The sequence below is a fragment of the Flaviramulus sp. genome (assembly GCF_982512915.1).
The window spans coordinates 218106-235527 of sequence record NZ_CEWOCJ010000001.1; the positions used below are offsets into that span (position 1 = coordinate 218106).

11 protein-coding genes are annotated in these 17422 nt (G+C 30.5%); 5 read left to right on the forward strand and 6 right to left on the reverse strand.

Going from position 1 to position 17422, the window contains the following annotated elements; genetic code table 11:
• The first annotated feature begins 251 nt into the window (after window positions 1–251).
• Window positions 252–1799 carry an Rne/Rng family ribonuclease gene (locus AC1XJX_RS01065; RefSeq protein ID WP_482002104.1) on the forward strand — a complete coding sequence of 516 codons (1548 nt, stop codon included), beginning with the start codon at window positions 252–254 and terminating at the stop codon, window positions 1797–1799.
• Between the two features lie 242 nt (window positions 1800–2041).
• On the opposite strand, the gene AC1XJX_RS01070 is transcribed toward AC1XJX_RS01065, so the two are convergent.
• The 6 genes from AC1XJX_RS01070 to AC1XJX_RS01095 all read right to left on the reverse strand — a co-directional run bounded on the left by AC1XJX_RS01070 (window position 2042) and on the right by AC1XJX_RS01095 (window position 7855).
• A complete protein-coding gene (locus AC1XJX_RS01070; RefSeq protein WP_482002105.1) occupies window positions 2042–2944 on the reverse strand; it encodes a hypothetical protein in 903 nt (300 codons plus the stop codon).
• On the reverse strand, window positions 2919–3362 hold the full coding sequence (locus AC1XJX_RS01075; RefSeq protein WP_482002106.1) for a hypothetical protein: 444 nt from the start codon (window positions 3360–3362) through the stop codon (window positions 2919–2921). Before AC1XJX_RS01075 ends, AC1XJX_RS01070 begins: the two co-directional genes overlap by 26 nt.
• 407 nt (window positions 3363–3769) lie before the next feature.
• The gene (ypfJ, locus tag AC1XJX_RS01080) at window positions 3770–4666 is read right to left on the reverse strand and encodes a KPN_02809 family neutral zinc metallopeptidase (RefSeq protein WP_482002107.1); all 897 of its coding nucleotides are present in this window, start codon (window positions 4664–4666) and stop codon (window positions 3770–3772) included.
• Window positions 4667–4800: 134 nt separating this feature from the next.
• Entirely contained in the window at window positions 4801–5835 is a 1035-nt protein-coding gene (locus AC1XJX_RS01085; protein WP_482002108.1) for an aldo/keto reductase, read from the reverse strand.
• 264 nt (window positions 5836–6099) lie between these two features.
• A complete protein-coding gene (locus AC1XJX_RS01090) occupies window positions 6100–7059 on the reverse strand; it encodes an OmpA/MotB family protein (RefSeq protein WP_482002109.1) in 960 nt (319 codons plus the stop codon).
• A 22-nt stretch (window positions 7060–7081) separates the two neighbouring features.
• Window positions 7082–7855: an exodeoxyribonuclease III gene (locus AC1XJX_RS01095; RefSeq protein WP_482002110.1), complete on the reverse strand. Its 774-nt coding sequence runs from the start codon at window positions 7853–7855 to the stop codon at window positions 7082–7084.
• Between the two features lie 170 nt (window positions 7856–8025).
• Here AC1XJX_RS01095 and AC1XJX_RS01100 point away from each other — a divergent pair, with 170 nt between their 5' ends.
• From AC1XJX_RS01100 to AC1XJX_RS01115, 4 genes are all read left to right on the forward strand, one after another.
• Window positions 8026–11445, forward strand: a complete 3420-nt coding sequence (locus AC1XJX_RS01100) for a hypothetical protein (RefSeq protein WP_482002111.1) — start codon at window positions 8026–8028, stop codon at window positions 11443–11445.
• Between the two features lie 49 nt (window positions 11446–11494).
• Window positions 11495–11887 carry a hypothetical protein gene (locus tag AC1XJX_RS01105; RefSeq protein WP_482002112.1) on the forward strand — a complete coding sequence of 131 codons (393 nt, stop codon included), beginning with the start codon at window positions 11495–11497 and terminating at the stop codon, window positions 11885–11887.
• 77 nt (window positions 11888–11964) lie between these two features.
• Window positions 11965–16278, forward strand: coding sequence for a CusA/CzcA family heavy metal efflux RND transporter (locus tag AC1XJX_RS01110; RefSeq protein WP_482002113.1), 4314 nt, complete (start codon window positions 11965–11967; stop codon window positions 16276–16278).
• A gap of 3 nt (window positions 16279–16281) precedes the next feature.
• Complete coding sequence (locus AC1XJX_RS01115; protein ID WP_482002114.1) at window positions 16282–17418, forward strand: efflux RND transporter periplasmic adaptor subunit; 1137 nt, start codon at window positions 16282–16284, stop codon at window positions 17416–17418.
• Window positions 17419–17422 lie beyond the last annotated feature (4 nt).

Genomic DNA, 17422 nt, shown 5'->3' on the forward strand with positions numbered 1-17422 from the left:
ATAAGGTAGCGACGCACAAACGTAAAAAACGTAGACGCGCTAACCGTCATAAAAAGAAAAAATAAATCGGAAAAGTAGTTAGATTAGCTACTTTTTTTGATTTTAAAAAACAACAAGTTCTTTGAAATGAGTTCATTAAATTTTTAGCACTTTTAAGTGTTTATGAACTCCACGGATATTACAAATCCTGTGAAAAATAATGTATAATCCATCTGTTACGTAATTTTACGTAACGGATTAAAATTAACTAAATGGATAAAGAATTGATCATTCGATCTAGTTCCGATGATGTTGATTTTGCCTTATTAAAAGATGGAAAACTTATTGAATTACAGAAAGATGAAGGTGGAAATAACTTTTCAGTTGGCGATGTGTTTATAGCCAAAATACGAAAAGCTGTTCCTGGACTAAATGCTGCATTTGTTAATGTAGGTTATGAGAAAGATGCTTTTTTGCATTATCATGATTTAGGCCCTAAACTTCCTTCACTTTTAAAATTCACAAAACGTGTAAGCACAGGTAAACTAAAAGATTTTTATTTAAAAAACTTCCCATTTGAAAAAGATATTGAGAAAGATGGCAAAATTGCCGATGTCTTAAAATCTAATCAATCGCTATTAGTACAAATAGTAAAAGAACCTATATCAACCAAAGGTCCTAGAATTAGCTCTGAGCTTTCTATTGCTGGTAGATATATTGTATTAGTTCCTTTTTCCAGTCGTATATCTATTTCACAAAAAATAGAAGATAAAGAAGAAAAAGACCGACTTAAACGATTGGTAAAGAGTATAACTCCTCCAGGTTTTGGTATTATAGTACGTACGGTAGCACAAGGCAAAAAAGTAGCTGAACTAGATAAAGATTTACAAAATTTGCTTAGTCGTTGGACGGCAATGTGTAAAAAGCTAGACAAAGCACATCACCCAAGTAAAGTATTAGGAGAAATGAATAAAGCCTCGTCAATTTTAAGAGATATATTCAATGATACCTTTACCAGTATTCATGTGGATGATGAAGAGCTTTTCATTCAAATTAAAGATTATGTGCAAGAAATAGCACCAAAAAAAGAATCTATAGTTAAATTGTATCAGTCTAATGTTCCTATTTTTGAAAAATTTGGAATTGAAAGACAAATAAAAACCTCATTTGGCAAAACCGTATCTATGGCAAAAGGCGCATATTTGGTAATAGAACATACCGAAGCACTGCATGTAATTGATGTAAACAGCGGAAACAGATCAAACAAAGCCAATAACCAAGAAGATACAGCATTAGAAGTTAATTTAATAGCTGCTACTGAAATGGCTCGACAATTACGCTTACGTGATATGGGAGGTATTATTGTAGTAGATTTTATTGACATGAGTAGTGCTGAACACAGGCAACAATTGTTTAATCATCTTCGTGATGAAATGAAAGATGATAGAGCAAAACACAAAATATTGCCTCCAAGTAAATTTGGATTGATACAAATAACAAGACAGCGGGTTAGACCAGAAATGGACATTAAAACGCGCGAGGAAAATCCAGACGCCATTATTAATGGCTCTGAGGTTGAAGCACCAATAGGTATTGTGCAAAAAATATCACAAGACCTTGAAAAATTATTTAAAAAAGACTATAGGAAGGTTACCTTAAACACACATCCTTTTATAGCAGCCTTTTTAACAAAAGGTTTTCCATCAACACGTTCAAAATGGTTTTTTGAACACAAAAAATGGGTTAAAGTTTTACCAAGAGATGCTTACACATACTTAGAATATCATTTTTTCGACAAAGATGGTAATCAAATTAAATAATTAAAAAACCCGCTACTTTTATAGTTAGCGGGTTTTTGTTTTAATGAAGATTTCTATTTTTTACTCAATTACAAACTAAATAATTTTAAAATATCAGTTAGGTTAGTGGCTGGCTTTAATATAATTAACCTGAGTTCGAGATAACTAGAGATTTAAGTGTTTTTTAATCTTCAAGAAAAGAACCAAACTTTAAATTTAGCTCTTAACTGTTATTTTTATATAACGTGTTATAGGTAATATCTTTAATTTAATTCAAGCCCTATCTCTTTTAGACTATTTTTTAAATTCAAAGATACTTCAACTATATAAGCTTTATCTTCCTTGTTTTTCTCTAATGCTATTTGGTGTTCTTTAATTTTTTGAATAGCATCAATATAATCTTCATAAAAAATATTCTCGTCAAAATCTAGAAAAAGAACTTGATTTGCTTTTATTAATTTTTTTAGAGATTCATCATTTAAAAACAATTCACTATGCATTAGTGTTTTATCTTGTGAAATGGTTAACACTGAATAGGAGTGCCTTTTTAAAGCTTCTGTAATAGCTTCTTTTTTACCAGAATGCATTATTTCTTCAAAATCAATATGCCAAGAATTTAATGGTACAAACTCAAATTCATCTTCAAATAAATCATTTTCTTCTTCCTTTTCCTTAGTTAAAATTTCTTCTAGTGCAAAGTTTTTAGCCGAACCATAATTTGAATAACCAGTAGCTATTAAGTCATTAATGTTTTCAGTCATGTAAAACACCGGTCTACGGTTTGGTATATATTGCTTTATTTTAGAAATAAATTTAAATGGTGTTTTAATGTCTGCATAAATTAAAACTAATGGAATGCCTATTGAAATATTCTTATATAATTGATTTAAAAAAGCATAATTTATATCTTGAAAATACTCTAACCTCTTATCATCATTAAAAACTTCTTGGTTTTTTGTTATGTATAAACTAAACAAGCTTGTTAAGTTTTCTATTTCTATATCTTTACCACCGTTGGGTAAATTAATTTCGCTTTTTGGTTGCGTAAAGCCTTTTAAGGTTAGCAATACTATTAATAAAAAGGTGATTTTCATTATTTTTAAGTTTTTAGGCAACCCAAAAAATTGAGTTGCCGGTTTTTTAACTATACTGTCTAATAAATTCATTTTTTAAATCCTCATATATAGAAAAAATTTCTTTCAAGATTTCTTCAAGTTCTTCTTCTGATGAATATTTTGGAATATTATATTTTTCCCTAAATCTATTTTGCAATTTTTCACAAATAAAATCAAATCGATTGAACAATAGCCATTCATCATCTTTTATAAAATTCAAATGAGTTTCTACCATTCCTCCATGCATAGTCAAAATCATATCTAAAATATAATTTTTATATCTAAATGAATATTTAAAAGTTCTATCCTTAGATGAATAGCTAACAGTATCATCAATCGAATTCAAAATTTCTAAATATTTTTTTTTATTGCTACCAGACATACTATTCTCAAAATCATTATATGATTCGCATATTTTTTGGTAGCGGTTTACAAAATCTATTTTTTCAAATATTTCTTTTAATTCCATAATTTTATTCTACTAAATATTTAATTTTGACAAGAACATTGTTGTCTACATTAAATTGGTTTAAAACTTGCTGAAAAATAGTGCTATTTTCAAAAAAGGATTTATTGGATAATGGAATTTCTAAAAAATAATCTCCAGACAACTTTGTGCCTTTTGGTAATTTTGTTGAATTTAAAGCACTTCCTTTAGGATATTTTGTTATAATTTAAATGTTAATATTATTTTTTGCGATTAATTTTGTTTAAGGAAGATTGCTATAGCATAAACTTAAAACCTTTATTTTATTTTTTTTTATTTTTTTTAAATAAAATTAGGTGTTTTATTAAATAATTTGAAAAACTGATGTGGGAAACCCGTAAAAGTTTAAAATTTGCGGTTTTTTTGTTTTTAAACCAAAAAAGTATTTACTACAATAATGTGATACTAAACGTATCTCCTTGAGATATGTCTCCTGTTTCAAAACCTTTTTTAAACCATCTCATGCGTTGTGCCGAAGTGCCATGAGTAAACGTATCTGGAACCACCCTGCCACTAGATTGCTTTTGTAGTCTATCATCACCAATAGCATTAGCTGCATTCATAGCCTCTTCTAAATCTCCTGTTTCCATCATTTTAGACATTTGTTGAGAATGATGCGCCCAAACACCGGCTAAAAAATCGGCTTGCAATTCCAATCTTACGGAATATTTATTGTATTCTGTTTGGCTTACTTGACCTCTTAACCGATTCATCTTATCTGTAATACCCATAATTTTTTGAATATGATGCCCAACTTCATGAGCAATTACGTAAGCTTGTGCAAAATCTCCAGGCGCATTCATACGGCGAGCCATATCATCAAAAAAACTCAAATCCAAATATAATTTTTCATCTCCTGGGCAATAAAAAGGACCTGTAGCACTAGATGCTGCTCCACATGCAGAAGAAACAGATCCTGCAAAAAGCACTAAAGTTGGCTCTCTGTAGTTACTTAAAAGTTTGTTCCAAACATCTTCTGTATTTCCTAAAATAGTAGCGCAAAATTGTGCTAGCTCTTCATCTTCAGCTGATGATTGATATGTTGTAGAAGTTTCACTTTGTAAACCTCCACTTAAAAATTGACTTATTAAACTCAATGGATTTTTACCCATTATAAATGAAATAACCAGAAAAGCAGCTACAATAAAAAGTCCTACTTTTGAAAAGAGAATTCTAATTAAAGGCATTAACAGTGTTGGACTAAACCCTCCAACACCTTGTCTAGGGCTAATTTGCCCTCTTCTATCATCAACATTAGAGCTTTGTCTTTTACCTTTCCATTTCATGTTACTAGTTAATTAATTAAGTGTTTCAATTTACATATTATATCAATATTCTTGATTATTTGAATAATCAATTTTTTAAATTAAAAAACCCTCACTAAAAATTAAGGGTTTTTATTTATTAGAAATTACAAAAATTATGGTGCTGGATTAGGTATCACTGCATGTACCTCATTTATCTGTTTTAAAACTGCATCACTCAAATTAAGGTTTATAGAGTCTATGTTTTCTTTTAGTTGTTCTAAATTAGTTGCCCCAATAATATTACTTGTTACAAAAGGTTGTTGGTTTACAAATGCTAAACTCATTTGTGCTAACGATATATTATTCTCCTCAGCTATTTTTAAATAATGTTTTGCGGCTTTTGTTGAATTTTCACTACTGTATCTAGCAAATCTTGGGAATAATTTTAACCTGGCATTTTCTGCTTCAACTCCTTTAATATATTTACCTGAAAGCACGCCGAATGCCATTGGAGAATATACTAATAAACCAATATTTTCTCTTAAGGAAACCTCTGCCATATCACCTTCAAAAACCCTATTAATTAATGAGTAAGCATTTTGAATAGTTATCATTCTTGGTAAGCCTTTTTTAGATTCTTCTATGTAACGCATAGCACCCCAAGCTTTTTCATTTGACATGCCTATATTTCTAATTTTTCCAGCATTTATTTGGGTGTCTAAGGCGTAAAGTACTTCGTTAAAATTATCGATCCAAGGGTCGTTGGGGTTATGTATATAATCTCTGGTTCCAAAGGTGTTAGTTTGTCGCTCTGGCCAGTGTAATTGGTATAAATCTATATAATCTGTCTGCAATCTTTTTAACTCTAAATCTATAGCTTCTTCTATGGCATTTTTACTAAAACCTGTGGTTCTAATATGTGCTGTATAATCACCTGGTCCTGCTATTTTTGATGCTAAAATTACCTTATCTCTATTACCTGATTTTTTTAACCAATTACCAATAATTTTGCTAGTTCTTCCACTAGTTTCTGCGGTTGCAGGCACGGGATACAACTCTGCTGTATCAATAAAATTAACGCCTTGTTCTAGAGCATAATCTAATTGTGCGTGCCCTTCTGCCTCTGTGTTTTGGTTTCCCCACGTCATAGAGCCTAAGCATATTTTACTAACTTTTATGTCGGTATTTGGTAACGTTGTGTATTTCATTAATTTATTTGTTTTTTCCACAATTGGGATTCTTAATAATTTAAACTTTTATAAATATAGATTCCTGCTTAAGTAGGAATGACAAATTTTTTTAAATGTTAAAATAAGATGTTAAAGATAAAAAACCTTTCAATTCTATATGAACTGAAAGGTTTAAAACTATGTTAAGTTTTTATGCGTTAGCGATTGAAGTGAAAATCCTTTTTTGAGGCAGGAAAAAAAGATTGCAACGTAAAGCGCTACCCTTGTGGTAACGCCAAAATATTAATTTTCGTTTAGTAACTTAGAAAGCTCGTCTAGTTTAGGGGTTAAAACAACCTCAATTCGCCTGTTTTTTGCTCTACCTTCTGAGGTTGAATTAGTTGCCATAGGGGCAAATTCTCCTCTTCCGGCTGCTGTAAGATTTTCGGGGTTTATACTATTGTTTTCTCTAAGAATATTAACGATTGCCGTAGCACGTTTGGTTGATAAATCCCAGTTACCACTTAATTGACCAGTGCCTTGGTAAGGTACGTTATCTGTATGCCCTTCTATTAAAACTGCAATATCAGGATTATCCCCTAAAACACTACCCAATTGCTCCACAGCTCTTCTACCTTCGCTTCCAACTGCCCAACTTCCAGAGCTAAATAAAAGTTTATTTTCCATGGATACGTATACTTTTCCGTCTCGTTGCTCTACGGTTAAACCTTTACCTTCAAAATCTGTTAAGGCTCTAGAAATAGCATCTTTTAAAGCAGTCATAGCAGCATCTTTATCTGAAATAACTTTTTCTAACTCAGCTACTCGATTTGAGCGATCTTCAAGTTCTTTTTTTAATTTTTCTAAACGTTGATTTTCGGCCGCTAACGCTAATTCTTTAGCTTCTAATTGTGCTAATAACTCTCTGTTTTTTTGAACATTGGAAGCTATTGCAGCTGAACTGTTTTTTTCTAAAGCATCGTAGGAGGCTTTTAGATTATCTAAATTCGCTTTTGTTGCTTCATAATCTAATTGCAACTTATTGCGTTTGGAAATGGCTTCATCGTAAGCTGATTGGAGTTGTTTTAATTCGTTTTCTGCGGCTATTTTTGCATTTAAAAGTGCTTCGTTTTCTGAGGTAATCTTTCTGTTTTCTCCTTTTAAATCTGCATATTTTGCTTCTAAATCTTTATAAACTTTAGGCGATACACATGAAGTTATAATGGCTAAAGTTAATACGGCAAGTAAAAAATTTTTTGTCATTTTGTTTGGATTCATTTATTTATTAAATATTTTCTTTATTATAAACTTCTAAAAGAATTGGGCAATGATCGCTGTGCATGGCTTCTGAGAGTATAACGGCTCTTTTTATGTTTTCTTGTAATGGTTTTGAAACCATTGCGTAATCTAATCTCCAACCTTTGTTATTTGCTCTAGAATTAGCCCTGTAACTCCACCAACTGTATTGTTGTTTCTCTTGATTTAAATATCTAAAAGAATCAATAAAACCACTATCAATAAAATTTCCAATCCATTCGCGCTCTTCTGGTAAAAACCCTGAAACATTTTTCATTTTTGGGTTGTGAATATCTATTTCTTCATGACAGATATTATAATCGCCACAAATAATTAGGTTAGGAATGTCTATTTTAAGTTTGTTTATATAATCTTGAAACATATCCATATATTCAAATTTATGATTTAATCTATCATCATTTGTTCCCGATGGTAAATATAAACTCATTACTGAAAATCCATCAAAATCTGCTCTTAAATTTCTACCTTCAAAATCCATTGATTCTATCCCTGTTCCATATTCAATGTGGTTGGGTTTTGTTTTGCTTAAAATAGCTACGCCGCTATAGCCTTTTTTTTGGGCGCTAAACCAATAATTATATTTGTATCCTGCTTCAATAAATAGATTTAAATCTAGTTGTTCTTCTAAAGCTTTAATTTCCTGTAAACAAACCACATCTGGGTTGGCACTTTGTAACCAATTAATAAACCCTTTATTTATAGCTGCTCGAATACCGTTAACGTTGTAAGATATAATTTTCATTAATTATGAATTAAATTAAATGTTTTGGCTTAAGTCTGAAAAGTACTTTATAAAGCCAGTTAATTTCAGCTAAAATAAATAATACGTTACTTTTACACTATTAATTATAGCACGAGTTTTAACGAAGCTATTAACAAAATATTTTAATCAATTTACAGTTTAAGTATCTGATGAAGATTTTTACTTATTTGCTTTGGTTTTTAATTAGTTTTTGTGGGTTTTCACAAGAGCAAAATCCTAATTATAAAATCAAAAAAGTTGCAATTAAGGATACAATACAGGTTGATAGCGTAAGCATAAATCCGAGTTTGTTTTCAGTCAAAACAAAAAATAATAATATTATAGATTCTAGTTTTTATGATATAAATTTTTCTACAGCTAGTTTAACTCTTAAAAAGACGATTGAAACAGATTCTCTTGTAATCAGTTATTTAAGATACCCAGAATTTTTAACTAAAACTTACAAACAATTAGACGAAAAAATTATTGTAGAAAACAATAATAATGCAACCTTATATAAACTATCTCAACCTAATACTTATAATAATTTTATTCCATTTGATGGTTTAACTACTTCAGGAAGTATCTCTCGAGGGGTAACTGTTGGTAATAATCAAAACTCGGTTTTAAATAGTGAATTAGATTTACAAATTTCAGGAAAATTAAATGACAAAGTTTCGTTGAGAGCTTCTATTCAAGATGCCAATATCCCTTTACAAGAAAGTGGTTATAGTCAGCGTTTAGACGAATTTGATCAGGTTTTTATTGAGTTATTTAGTGATAACTGGAATATCCGAGCTGGAGATATTGATTTAATAAATACCCAATCCTATTTTGCTTCTTTTTCTAAACGCGTTCAAGGTTTAAATTTGAATGTCAAACTTAACGGTGATACCCAAAAAACAAATTTATTTGCTGCAGGTGCTATTGTTCGAGGGCAGTTTACAACCAGTCAATTTATTGCACAAGAAGGCAATCAAGGTCCGTATAAACTACAAGGGCAAAATGGTGAGTTATTTGTTTTAATAGTTTCTGGTAGCGAAACAGTTTATGTGAATGGTGTTGCTGTAAAACGTGGTGAAGATCAAGATTATATCATAGATTATAACGCCGGCGAAATTATTTTTAATGCAACATTTCCCATTACTTCCGAAATGCGTATTACGGTTGATTATCAATTTAGCGATAGAAATTATTCCCGTTTTGTAGCTTATGGTGGTGGTACATTTGAAAGTGAAAAACTGAATATTGGGGTATCTGTATATTCCGAAAATGATGCAAAAAACCAACCGTTACAACAAAATATTTCTCAAGATCAGGTTCAAATTTTGGCAAATGCTGGTGATGATAGAACCCTAATGACAGCACCATCCGAAGTGCTTGAAGATTTAAACGAGAATAGAATTTTATACAGAAAAGAACTTATTAGTGGTAACGAAGCTTTTGTTTTCTCAAACGACCCAAATGACGAATTGTATCGAGTAACATTTACCTTAGTTGGAGATAATCAAGGTGATTACATTTTAAGTAGTATTAATGCTATTAATAACATTTATGAATATGTTGGTGTTAATCAAGGAAATTTTGCACCGATTATACAATTAGTTGCACCAACAAAATTGCAAATAGCCGTTTTAAACGGACGGTATAAGCCAACAGAAAAAACAGTCATAAATTTTGAAACTTCGGCTAGTAAAAATGATTTGAATTTGTTTTCGAATATTGATGATGAAAATAATAATGGTTTTGCTGGTAAAATCAATATAGAACAAGCTCTTATAAAAAAAGACAGCCTTTGGAATTTAGAGGCTTTTATTGATACGGATTATGTGACTTCTAACTATCGAAATATTGAAGGTTTATACAATCCAGAATTTAATAGAGATTGGAATTTAGACCTCAACAATATTAATGGCATTGGTTATAACTTAGGAAATCAGACACTTTTAAATTCTGGCTTTAGAATGTTCCATCATAAAAAAGGGTATTTAAATTATCGTTTTGAACATTTAAATTTTTCGGATAGTTTTAATGGTAATAGGCACGTTCTAAATAGTAATTTACTTTTAAATAACTTTAATATTTCATCTTACTCAAGTTTTTTAAATGCAGGCTCTAATATTAACACCTCAACTTTTTTAAGGTCTGAAAATAGGATTACTTACAGTATGAAAAAGAGTTGGATTGGAACAAAAATAGCAATTGAAGATAATGAACAAAGATCGGTTTTAACACAAACACTAACACCACTAAGTCAAAAATTTAAATCGTACCAAGTGTTTATTGGTGTAGGAGACAGCACTAAGGTTTTTGGAGAATTTGGTTATAAAAACCGAGTGAATGATAGTATTAGAAATAACGAATTACAAAAGGTAAACACCTCTAATACCTTTTATATAAATTCAAAATTAATTCAAAATAAAAAAACTAATCTATCCTTTTATGCCAATTACAGAAATTTAAAAAGTGTTGATGAAACTATTGAAGATGAGCAATCTGTAAATTCGAGAATGCAGTTTAATCAAAAACTTTTTGAGCAAATTATTCAATGGAATACTGTTTTTGAAACAAACTCGGGCACCTTGCCACAGCAAGATTTTACCTATGTTGAAGTAGAAGCAGGACAAGGGACCTATACTTGGATTGATTATAACAACAATGGCATACAGGAGTTAGAAGAATTTGAAATTGCGCAATTTCAAGACCAAGGAACATACATTAGAATACTTTTACCAAACAGAATTTTTATAAAAACTCATCAAAACAGATTAAGTCAAACAATCATTATTAATCCTTCACAATGGTCGGTTTTAGACAATAAATCAAAAAAATTCTGGTCACACTTTTACAATCAAACCAGTTATTTAATTGATAGAAAAACCAGACGAAATGGCAATAGTTTTAATCTTAATCCCTTTGAAAATAATTTAGAAAACCAATTAGGTTTGCAATTAAATTTTAGGAATGTGTTATTTTTTAATAGGGGTAAACAACATTATACAACATCTTACACGTTTCTTGAAAATACCACCAGAACAATTTTATCTATAGGCTTTATAGAAAATAGTTTAAAAAGCCATCAGTTAAATTTTAATCATAAAATAGCCGAAAGTTGGCTTTTTAATTTACTAACAACTTTTGATAATAATGAAAGTGTTAGCGAAAATTTCTCTAGCAGAAACTTTAATTTTAATGAAGTTCGATTGAATCCGAAATTATCTTATCTATTTAATGATAATTCTAGTTTCGATATTTTTTACCAACATACCAGTAAAGAAAATACCATTGGAAACTTAGAGTCTCTAAAACAACAGAAATATGGAGTTTCATTCGCTTTAGCAAACAGTCAAAAAAGTGCACTAAATGGTGAATTTAATTATTTTTCAAATAATTATGCTGGAAACGCAAATACGCCAGTAGCCTATCAAATTCTTGAAGGTTTACAACCTGGAAGAAACTTTACTTGGAGTTTGTTAGCTCAAAAAAAACTAACAAATTTTTTAGATCTCAATTTGAGTTATTTTGGAAGAAAAACAGAAACTAGTAGGACTATTCATTCAGGTTCTATTCAGTTAAAAGCCTATTTTTAAATATATTATCAGACTTTCTAAAAAATATTTTTGTAATATTGCTGAGTATATGAGTAAAATAACCGTCATATCTTATTCTATTTTGATTCTTATTCAGAGTTTCAATATCAACATTGAAGACATCTCAAAGTTCAATGCGCTATTGGATCATGCCAAGTATCATCAAGAAGTTTATGGCGATAATTTTTTTGAATTTATTTCAGAACATTACGGCGAACAAATGGCGTCTCATCAAAACAAGCACAAAGAGCACGAAGATTTGCCTTTTAAAGATAGTCACCATATACTTTCGCATATAAACACGTCATTTACGTTATTTCAAACCATCATTTATCCTGCTAATTCTTCAACATTAATAGAAGTTCCTCTAAACTTTATTTACAAAGAATCTATTTCTTTATTTGAAAAACCATCTGTTTTTCAGCCTCCAAAATTAGCTTAATTTTTTCGACATTTATTTTTAACCTATTTAAAATTAATTGTTTAAATAGGAATCATTAATTTTCATTAAAATGAATTATGCTAGAAAACATCATAAAATTCAGCTTAAAAAATAAGCTAATTATTCTACTTTTTACAGCATTTGTTATTGGTCTTGGAATTTTCTCTTTAACACAAATTCCTATTGGTGCTGTACCAGATATAACCAATAACCAAGTACAGGTTATTACAACCTCCAGAAACTTATCAACACAAGATGTTGAACAATTTATTACCTACCCAGTAGAGCTAGAAATGGCCAATTTACCGGGAGTTGAAGAAATTCGTTCTGTATCAAAATTTGGATTATCAGTGGTTACTATTGTTTTTGAAGATAAACTAGGAACCTATTTACCCAGACAACTTATTGCAGAAAAAATAAAATCGGCATCAGAGAAAATCCCGGAGGGTTTTGGTTCTCCAGAAATGGGACCTATTACAACGGGATTGGGCGAAATTTATCAATATATTTTAGATGTAAAACCCGAATTTAAAAACCGTTATTCTTCTACCGAATTACGAACCATACAAGATTGGATAGTAAAACGCCAACTTTCTGGAATTCCAGGAGTGGTAGAAGTAAATACATGGGGTGGAAATTTAAAACAATACGAAGTTGCCATTAATCCAGAAAAGCTGAAAGCCATGAATATTACTTACATGGAAATTTTTGATGCTTTAATAAAAAATAACAGTGTTGCTGGTGGTGGATACATCGAAAAAACCAATAAAGCATTTTTTATTCGTGGTGAAGGCTTAGTTAATTCGCTAAATGATATCGAAAATATAGTTATAAAAAACGACCGCTTGCCAGTTTACATAAAAGATGTAGCTCAAGTAGGTTTTGGGAGTGCTACCCGTTTTGGAGCTATAACTGGGAATGGCGAAGGCGAAAAAGTACTAGGGCAAGTTATGATGCTTAAAGATGGTAACTCTAAACAAGTTATTGATGCCGTTAAAGAACGTGTTGCTTCTATACAAAATTCTTTACCCGAAGGTGTGTATATTAATGGTTTTTTGGAACGTAGTGAACTTATTGCGAAAACAACATTTACCGTAGCCGAAAATTTAATTTTGGGCTCACTTATAGTCATTTTTGTTGTGGTTTTATTGTTAGGTAATTTACGTTCTGGTTTAGTTGTGGCTTCGGTAATTCCATTGTGTTTGTTATTTGCCATTTCACTCATGAATATTTTTGGGATTGACGCCAATTTAATGAGTTTAGGTGCTATTGACTTTGGAATCATCATTGATGGCGCTGTTATTATTGTTGAATTTATAGCCTTTCAAATTACGAGTCAGAGTGCAAAAATTTCATCACTTTCTAAAATAGATCAGCAAATTCAGATAGATACAATTACTTATAAAAGTGCATCAAAAATGATGAATTCTGCCATTTTTGGGCAGCTTATCATTTTGATTGTTTTCATTCCTATTTTATCATTAAGTGGTGTTGAAGGCAAAATGTTTAAACCTATGGCGCTTACCTTCAGTTTTGCTTTAATTGGTGCTATGCTATTTTGCTTAACCTATGTGCCTGTAATTTCATCAATGTTTTTAAAACCTAATAAACAAAGCGATAAAAATATATCGGTTAGGTTAATGACATTCTTAACTAAATTATATAAACCAACCATTCATTGGGCTTTAGAAAATAAAAAAATTGTGGTTTCTCTAGCGGGTTTATTATTGGTGTCAAGTATTTGGCTTTTTACAACAATGGGAGGCGAATTTGTGCCAACATTAGATGAAGGTGACTTTGTAATTCAGCCCGTTTTAAAAACTGGAACATCATTGGGTAAAACCATTGAAATAACAACTAAAATTGAACAAATTCTTTTAGGAAATTTTCCGGAAGTAGATCAAGTAGTTAGTAGAATTGGTGCTGCCGAAGTACCAACTGACCCAATGAGTATGGAAGAGAGTGATGTGATCATAAAATTAAAACCAAAAAGCGAATGGGTTTCGGCGGAAAGTAAAGATAAACTTGCTGATAAATTTAAAGAAGCACTTGCTATAATTCCGGGTATGGAAGTAGAATTTACACAACCCATAGAAATGCGATTCAATGAATTAATTACAGGTGTTCGTGCCGATGTTGCTGTTAAAATTTTTGGTGAAGACTTATCAATCTTAGCTAATAAAGCAAACGAAATTAAATCACTTATTCAAAATGTGGAAGGTGCATCAGATATCATTATCGAAAAAGTAGAAGGCTTACCCCAAATGAGTGTTAATTATAACAGAAACAAAATTGCCCGATATGGTTTAAACATTTCAGATATTAATCAAATAATATCTATGGGTTTTGCTGGAAAAATAGTGGGGAATGTTTTTGAAGGAGAAAAACGCTTTGATTTAGTAATTCGTTTAGATCATAATCATAGAACAAATATTGAAAATCTTGAAAATTTATATGTGGATACACCTAGCGGAATTAAAATTCCTTTAAGTGAGTTAGCCGAAATTAAATACACAACAGGACCAGCAAAAATTTCTAGAGACGATACAAAACGAAGAATTGTTGTAGGGATTAATGTTAGAAACAGAGATTTACAATCTGTTGTAGATGATGTTAGAAACATTATTGAAAGTAAAGTAAAACTCCCTGTAGGCTATAGTATCACTTATGGTGGTCAATTTGAAAACTTACAAAGTGCCAAAGCCAGATTAATGGTAGCTGTACCCATAGCACTTGTTTTAATTTTTATTCTACTCCATTTTGCATTTGGCTCAATAAAGGAAGCTGCTATGGTTTATTCTGCTATTCCACTATCGGCGGTTGGTGGTATTTTATTATTATGGTTTAGAGATATGCCCTTTAGTATTTCAGCAGGTGTTGGTTTTATTGCCCTTTTTGGTATCGCGGTATTAAACGGTATTGTTTTAATCGAACATTTTAAAGAACTAAAAGAAGAAGGCATTACAAATATAGAAGAACTAATAAAAAGAGGGACTACAGAGCGTTTAAGACCCGTTTTATTAACAGCTGCTGCTGCTACTTTGGGCTTTTTGCCAATGGCAATTTCAACAAATGCAGGAGCCGAGGTACAACGCCCATTAGCAACCGTTGTTATTGGCGGCTTAGTAACCGCAACCGTTTTAACACTTATAGTGCTACCTGTTTTATATGCTTGGTTTGAAGAAAAAAAAGAAATTAAAATGAACAAAAAAAACATAATCACTGTTATTATTTTTTTACTGTGTTTAAAAATAAATGCACAAAACGAGCAAATTACAGTTAATGAGGCTATTAATTTAGCTATTGAAAACAACTCAAACTTAAAAGCATCATCTTTAAAAACGAATGAAGCCAAAGCATTAGTTGGAAGCGCTTTTAGTTTTGACAAAACAGCTGTTTATTATAGTTATGACGAAAATAATTTAGCTATAAATGGTGAACCATTAAGAGTTTTTGGAGTGTCTCAAGATTTTAAATTTCCAACCGTTTATTTTGCTGATAAAAAAGTAAATAAAGCAAAATTGAATATGGAAAAATCTCATTATGATATCCAGCTAGAAGCTTTAAAACGCAATGTGCATTTAGCATATTCGAATTTAAATTTTGCTAAGAATAAAACAAAAACCTATAAGTTTCTGGATAGTTTATACGAAAAGTTTGTTAGTGCGTCTGAACGTCGTTTTGAATTGGGAGAAACGAATTATTTAGAAATGATTACTGCAAAATCTAAAAGAAAACAACTTGAAACAGTTTACAAACAATCGCAACAAGAAGTTATTTTAGCCGAAGAACAATTAAAAAAAATAATACAAATTGATTCGTTCTCTATTATTGAAAACCGCCCACAAAAACTAGAACTACAAAGCATCTCAATTGAAAATAATTTAGGTTTTTCATATTTCGAAAATTCTAAAAGCTACTATAACGCATTAAATCAACAGGAAAAACAAAACCTTTTACCAGATTTAAATGTTGAATATTTTCAGGGAACAAACAGTACATTAAATACAAATATTAAAGGCTATCAATTTGGTGTTAAAATCCCATTATTTTTTAGCGGACATACATCAAAAATCAAGGCATCAAAAATAGCTGAGGAAGTAGTTGAAGCGGAAAAACAAGACTACTCCATTAAATTAAATGTTGAATATCAATCACTATTGGCAAAACTTCAGCAATATAACGAGGCCATAATTTATTACGAAACACAAGGAAAAACACTTTCAAATGAAATTATAAAAACCGCTGAACAAACCTTTAAGGAAGGCGAAATAGATTTCTTTCAATACATACAAAGTATTGAGATTGCAACCGATATTGAGCTCTCTTACCTTGACAACCTAAATGCTTATAACCAAACTATCATTACTATCAATTATCTAATACTTTAAAAAATGAAATATCTATATATCACACTATTTTCAATTGTTTTAGTAGCATGTGGAAAATCAGAAAAAAACAATGAAACTACTGTTTCGGAAACTTTAAACCAAAATGAAATTATAATTAGTGAATCTCAATTTTCAAGCGAAAAAATGGAACTAGGTCGAATTGAAGAATACTTATTTAACGAGACCATTAAAACTAACGGTATGATTGATGTACCACCTCAAAACAAAGCTATAATAAGCACCTTTTTGGGTGGCTATATTACCAAAACACCTTTATTAATAGGGGATAAAGTTAAAAAAGGACAGGTTTTAGTAACGCTAGAAAACCCTGAATTTATTGAACTGCAACAACAGTATCTAGAAGTAGCGGAACAACTTACCTATTTAAAAGCTGAATATATTCGCCAGGAAACACTTTTTGCTGAAAATATTACCTCACAAAAAAACTTTTTAAAAGCCGAAAGTTCTTATAAGAGTAGTTTAGCAAATTATAATGGTTTACGTAAAAAATTAGTGATGTTAAATATCAATCCAACTTCTGTTGAAACTGGTACTATTACCTCTAGCATAAACCTATATTCTCCTATAGATGGTTACATTACCAAGGTAAATATAAGTAATGGTATGCATGTTTCTTCTAATGATGTTATTATTGAAATTGTAGATACAGATCATATTCACTTAGAATTATCTGTTTTTGAAAAAGATATTCTGAATGTAAAAAAGGGACAAAAAATAGCATTTAAAATACCTGAAGCCTCAGATAAAATTTTTAAAGCAGAAGTACATTTAGTAGGTACTACCATAGATGAAAATACCCGAACTGTAAATGTACATGGACACAGGGATGATGAATCTAAGGCTAATTTTATAGTTGGAATGTTTATTGAGGCAGATATCATAATAGAATCTAAAAACAAACTAGCACTTCCAAAAGAAGCTATTATTGAGCAAGATGGCAATAACTTTGTTTTAGTTTTAAAAAGTAAAAAAGAAAACGTATTTCACTTTGAAAAAATTAAAGTTGATACAGGTACAGAATCTGAAACTTATGTTAACATTATAAATGCTGATAGATTAATAAATAAAGATGTTATTATAAAAGGTGCTTTTATGGTTTTAAATGGAAGTGAAGAATAAATAA

Coding starts and splice junctions, on each gene's coding strand:
- AC1XJX_RS01065 (WP_482002104.1), top strand. CDS start 252: ATGGATAAAGAATTGATCATTCGATCTAGTTCCGATGATGTTGATTTT.
- AC1XJX_RS01070 (WP_482002105.1), bottom strand. CDS start 2,944: ATGAATTTATTAGACAGTATAGTTAAAAAACCGGCAACTCAATTTTTT.
- AC1XJX_RS01075 (WP_482002106.1), bottom strand. CDS start 3,362: ATGGAATTAAAAGAAATATTTGAAAAAATAGATTTTGTAAACCGCTAC.
- ypfJ (WP_482002107.1), bottom strand. CDS start 4,666: ATGAAATGGAAAGGTAAAAGACAAAGCTCTAATGTTGATGATAGAAGA.
- AC1XJX_RS01085 (WP_482002108.1), bottom strand. CDS start 5,835: ATGAAATACACAACGTTACCAAATACCGACATAAAAGTTAGTAAAATA.
- AC1XJX_RS01090 (WP_482002109.1), bottom strand. CDS start 7,059: ATGACAAAAAATTTTTTACTTGCCGTATTAACTTTAGCCATTATAACT.
- AC1XJX_RS01095 (WP_482002110.1), bottom strand. CDS start 7,855: ATGAAAATTATATCTTACAACGTTAACGGTATTCGAGCAGCTATAAAT.
- AC1XJX_RS01100 (WP_482002111.1), top strand. CDS start 8,026: ATGAAGATTTTTACTTATTTGCTTTGGTTTTTAATTAGTTTTTGTGGG.
- AC1XJX_RS01105 (WP_482002112.1), top strand. CDS start 11,495: ATGAGTAAAATAACCGTCATATCTTATTCTATTTTGATTCTTATTCAG.
- AC1XJX_RS01110 (WP_482002113.1), top strand. CDS start 11,965: ATGCTAGAAAACATCATAAAATTCAGCTTAAAAAATAAGCTAATTATT.
- AC1XJX_RS01115 (WP_482002114.1), top strand. CDS start 16,282: ATGAAATATCTATATATCACACTATTTTCAATTGTTTTAGTAGCATGT.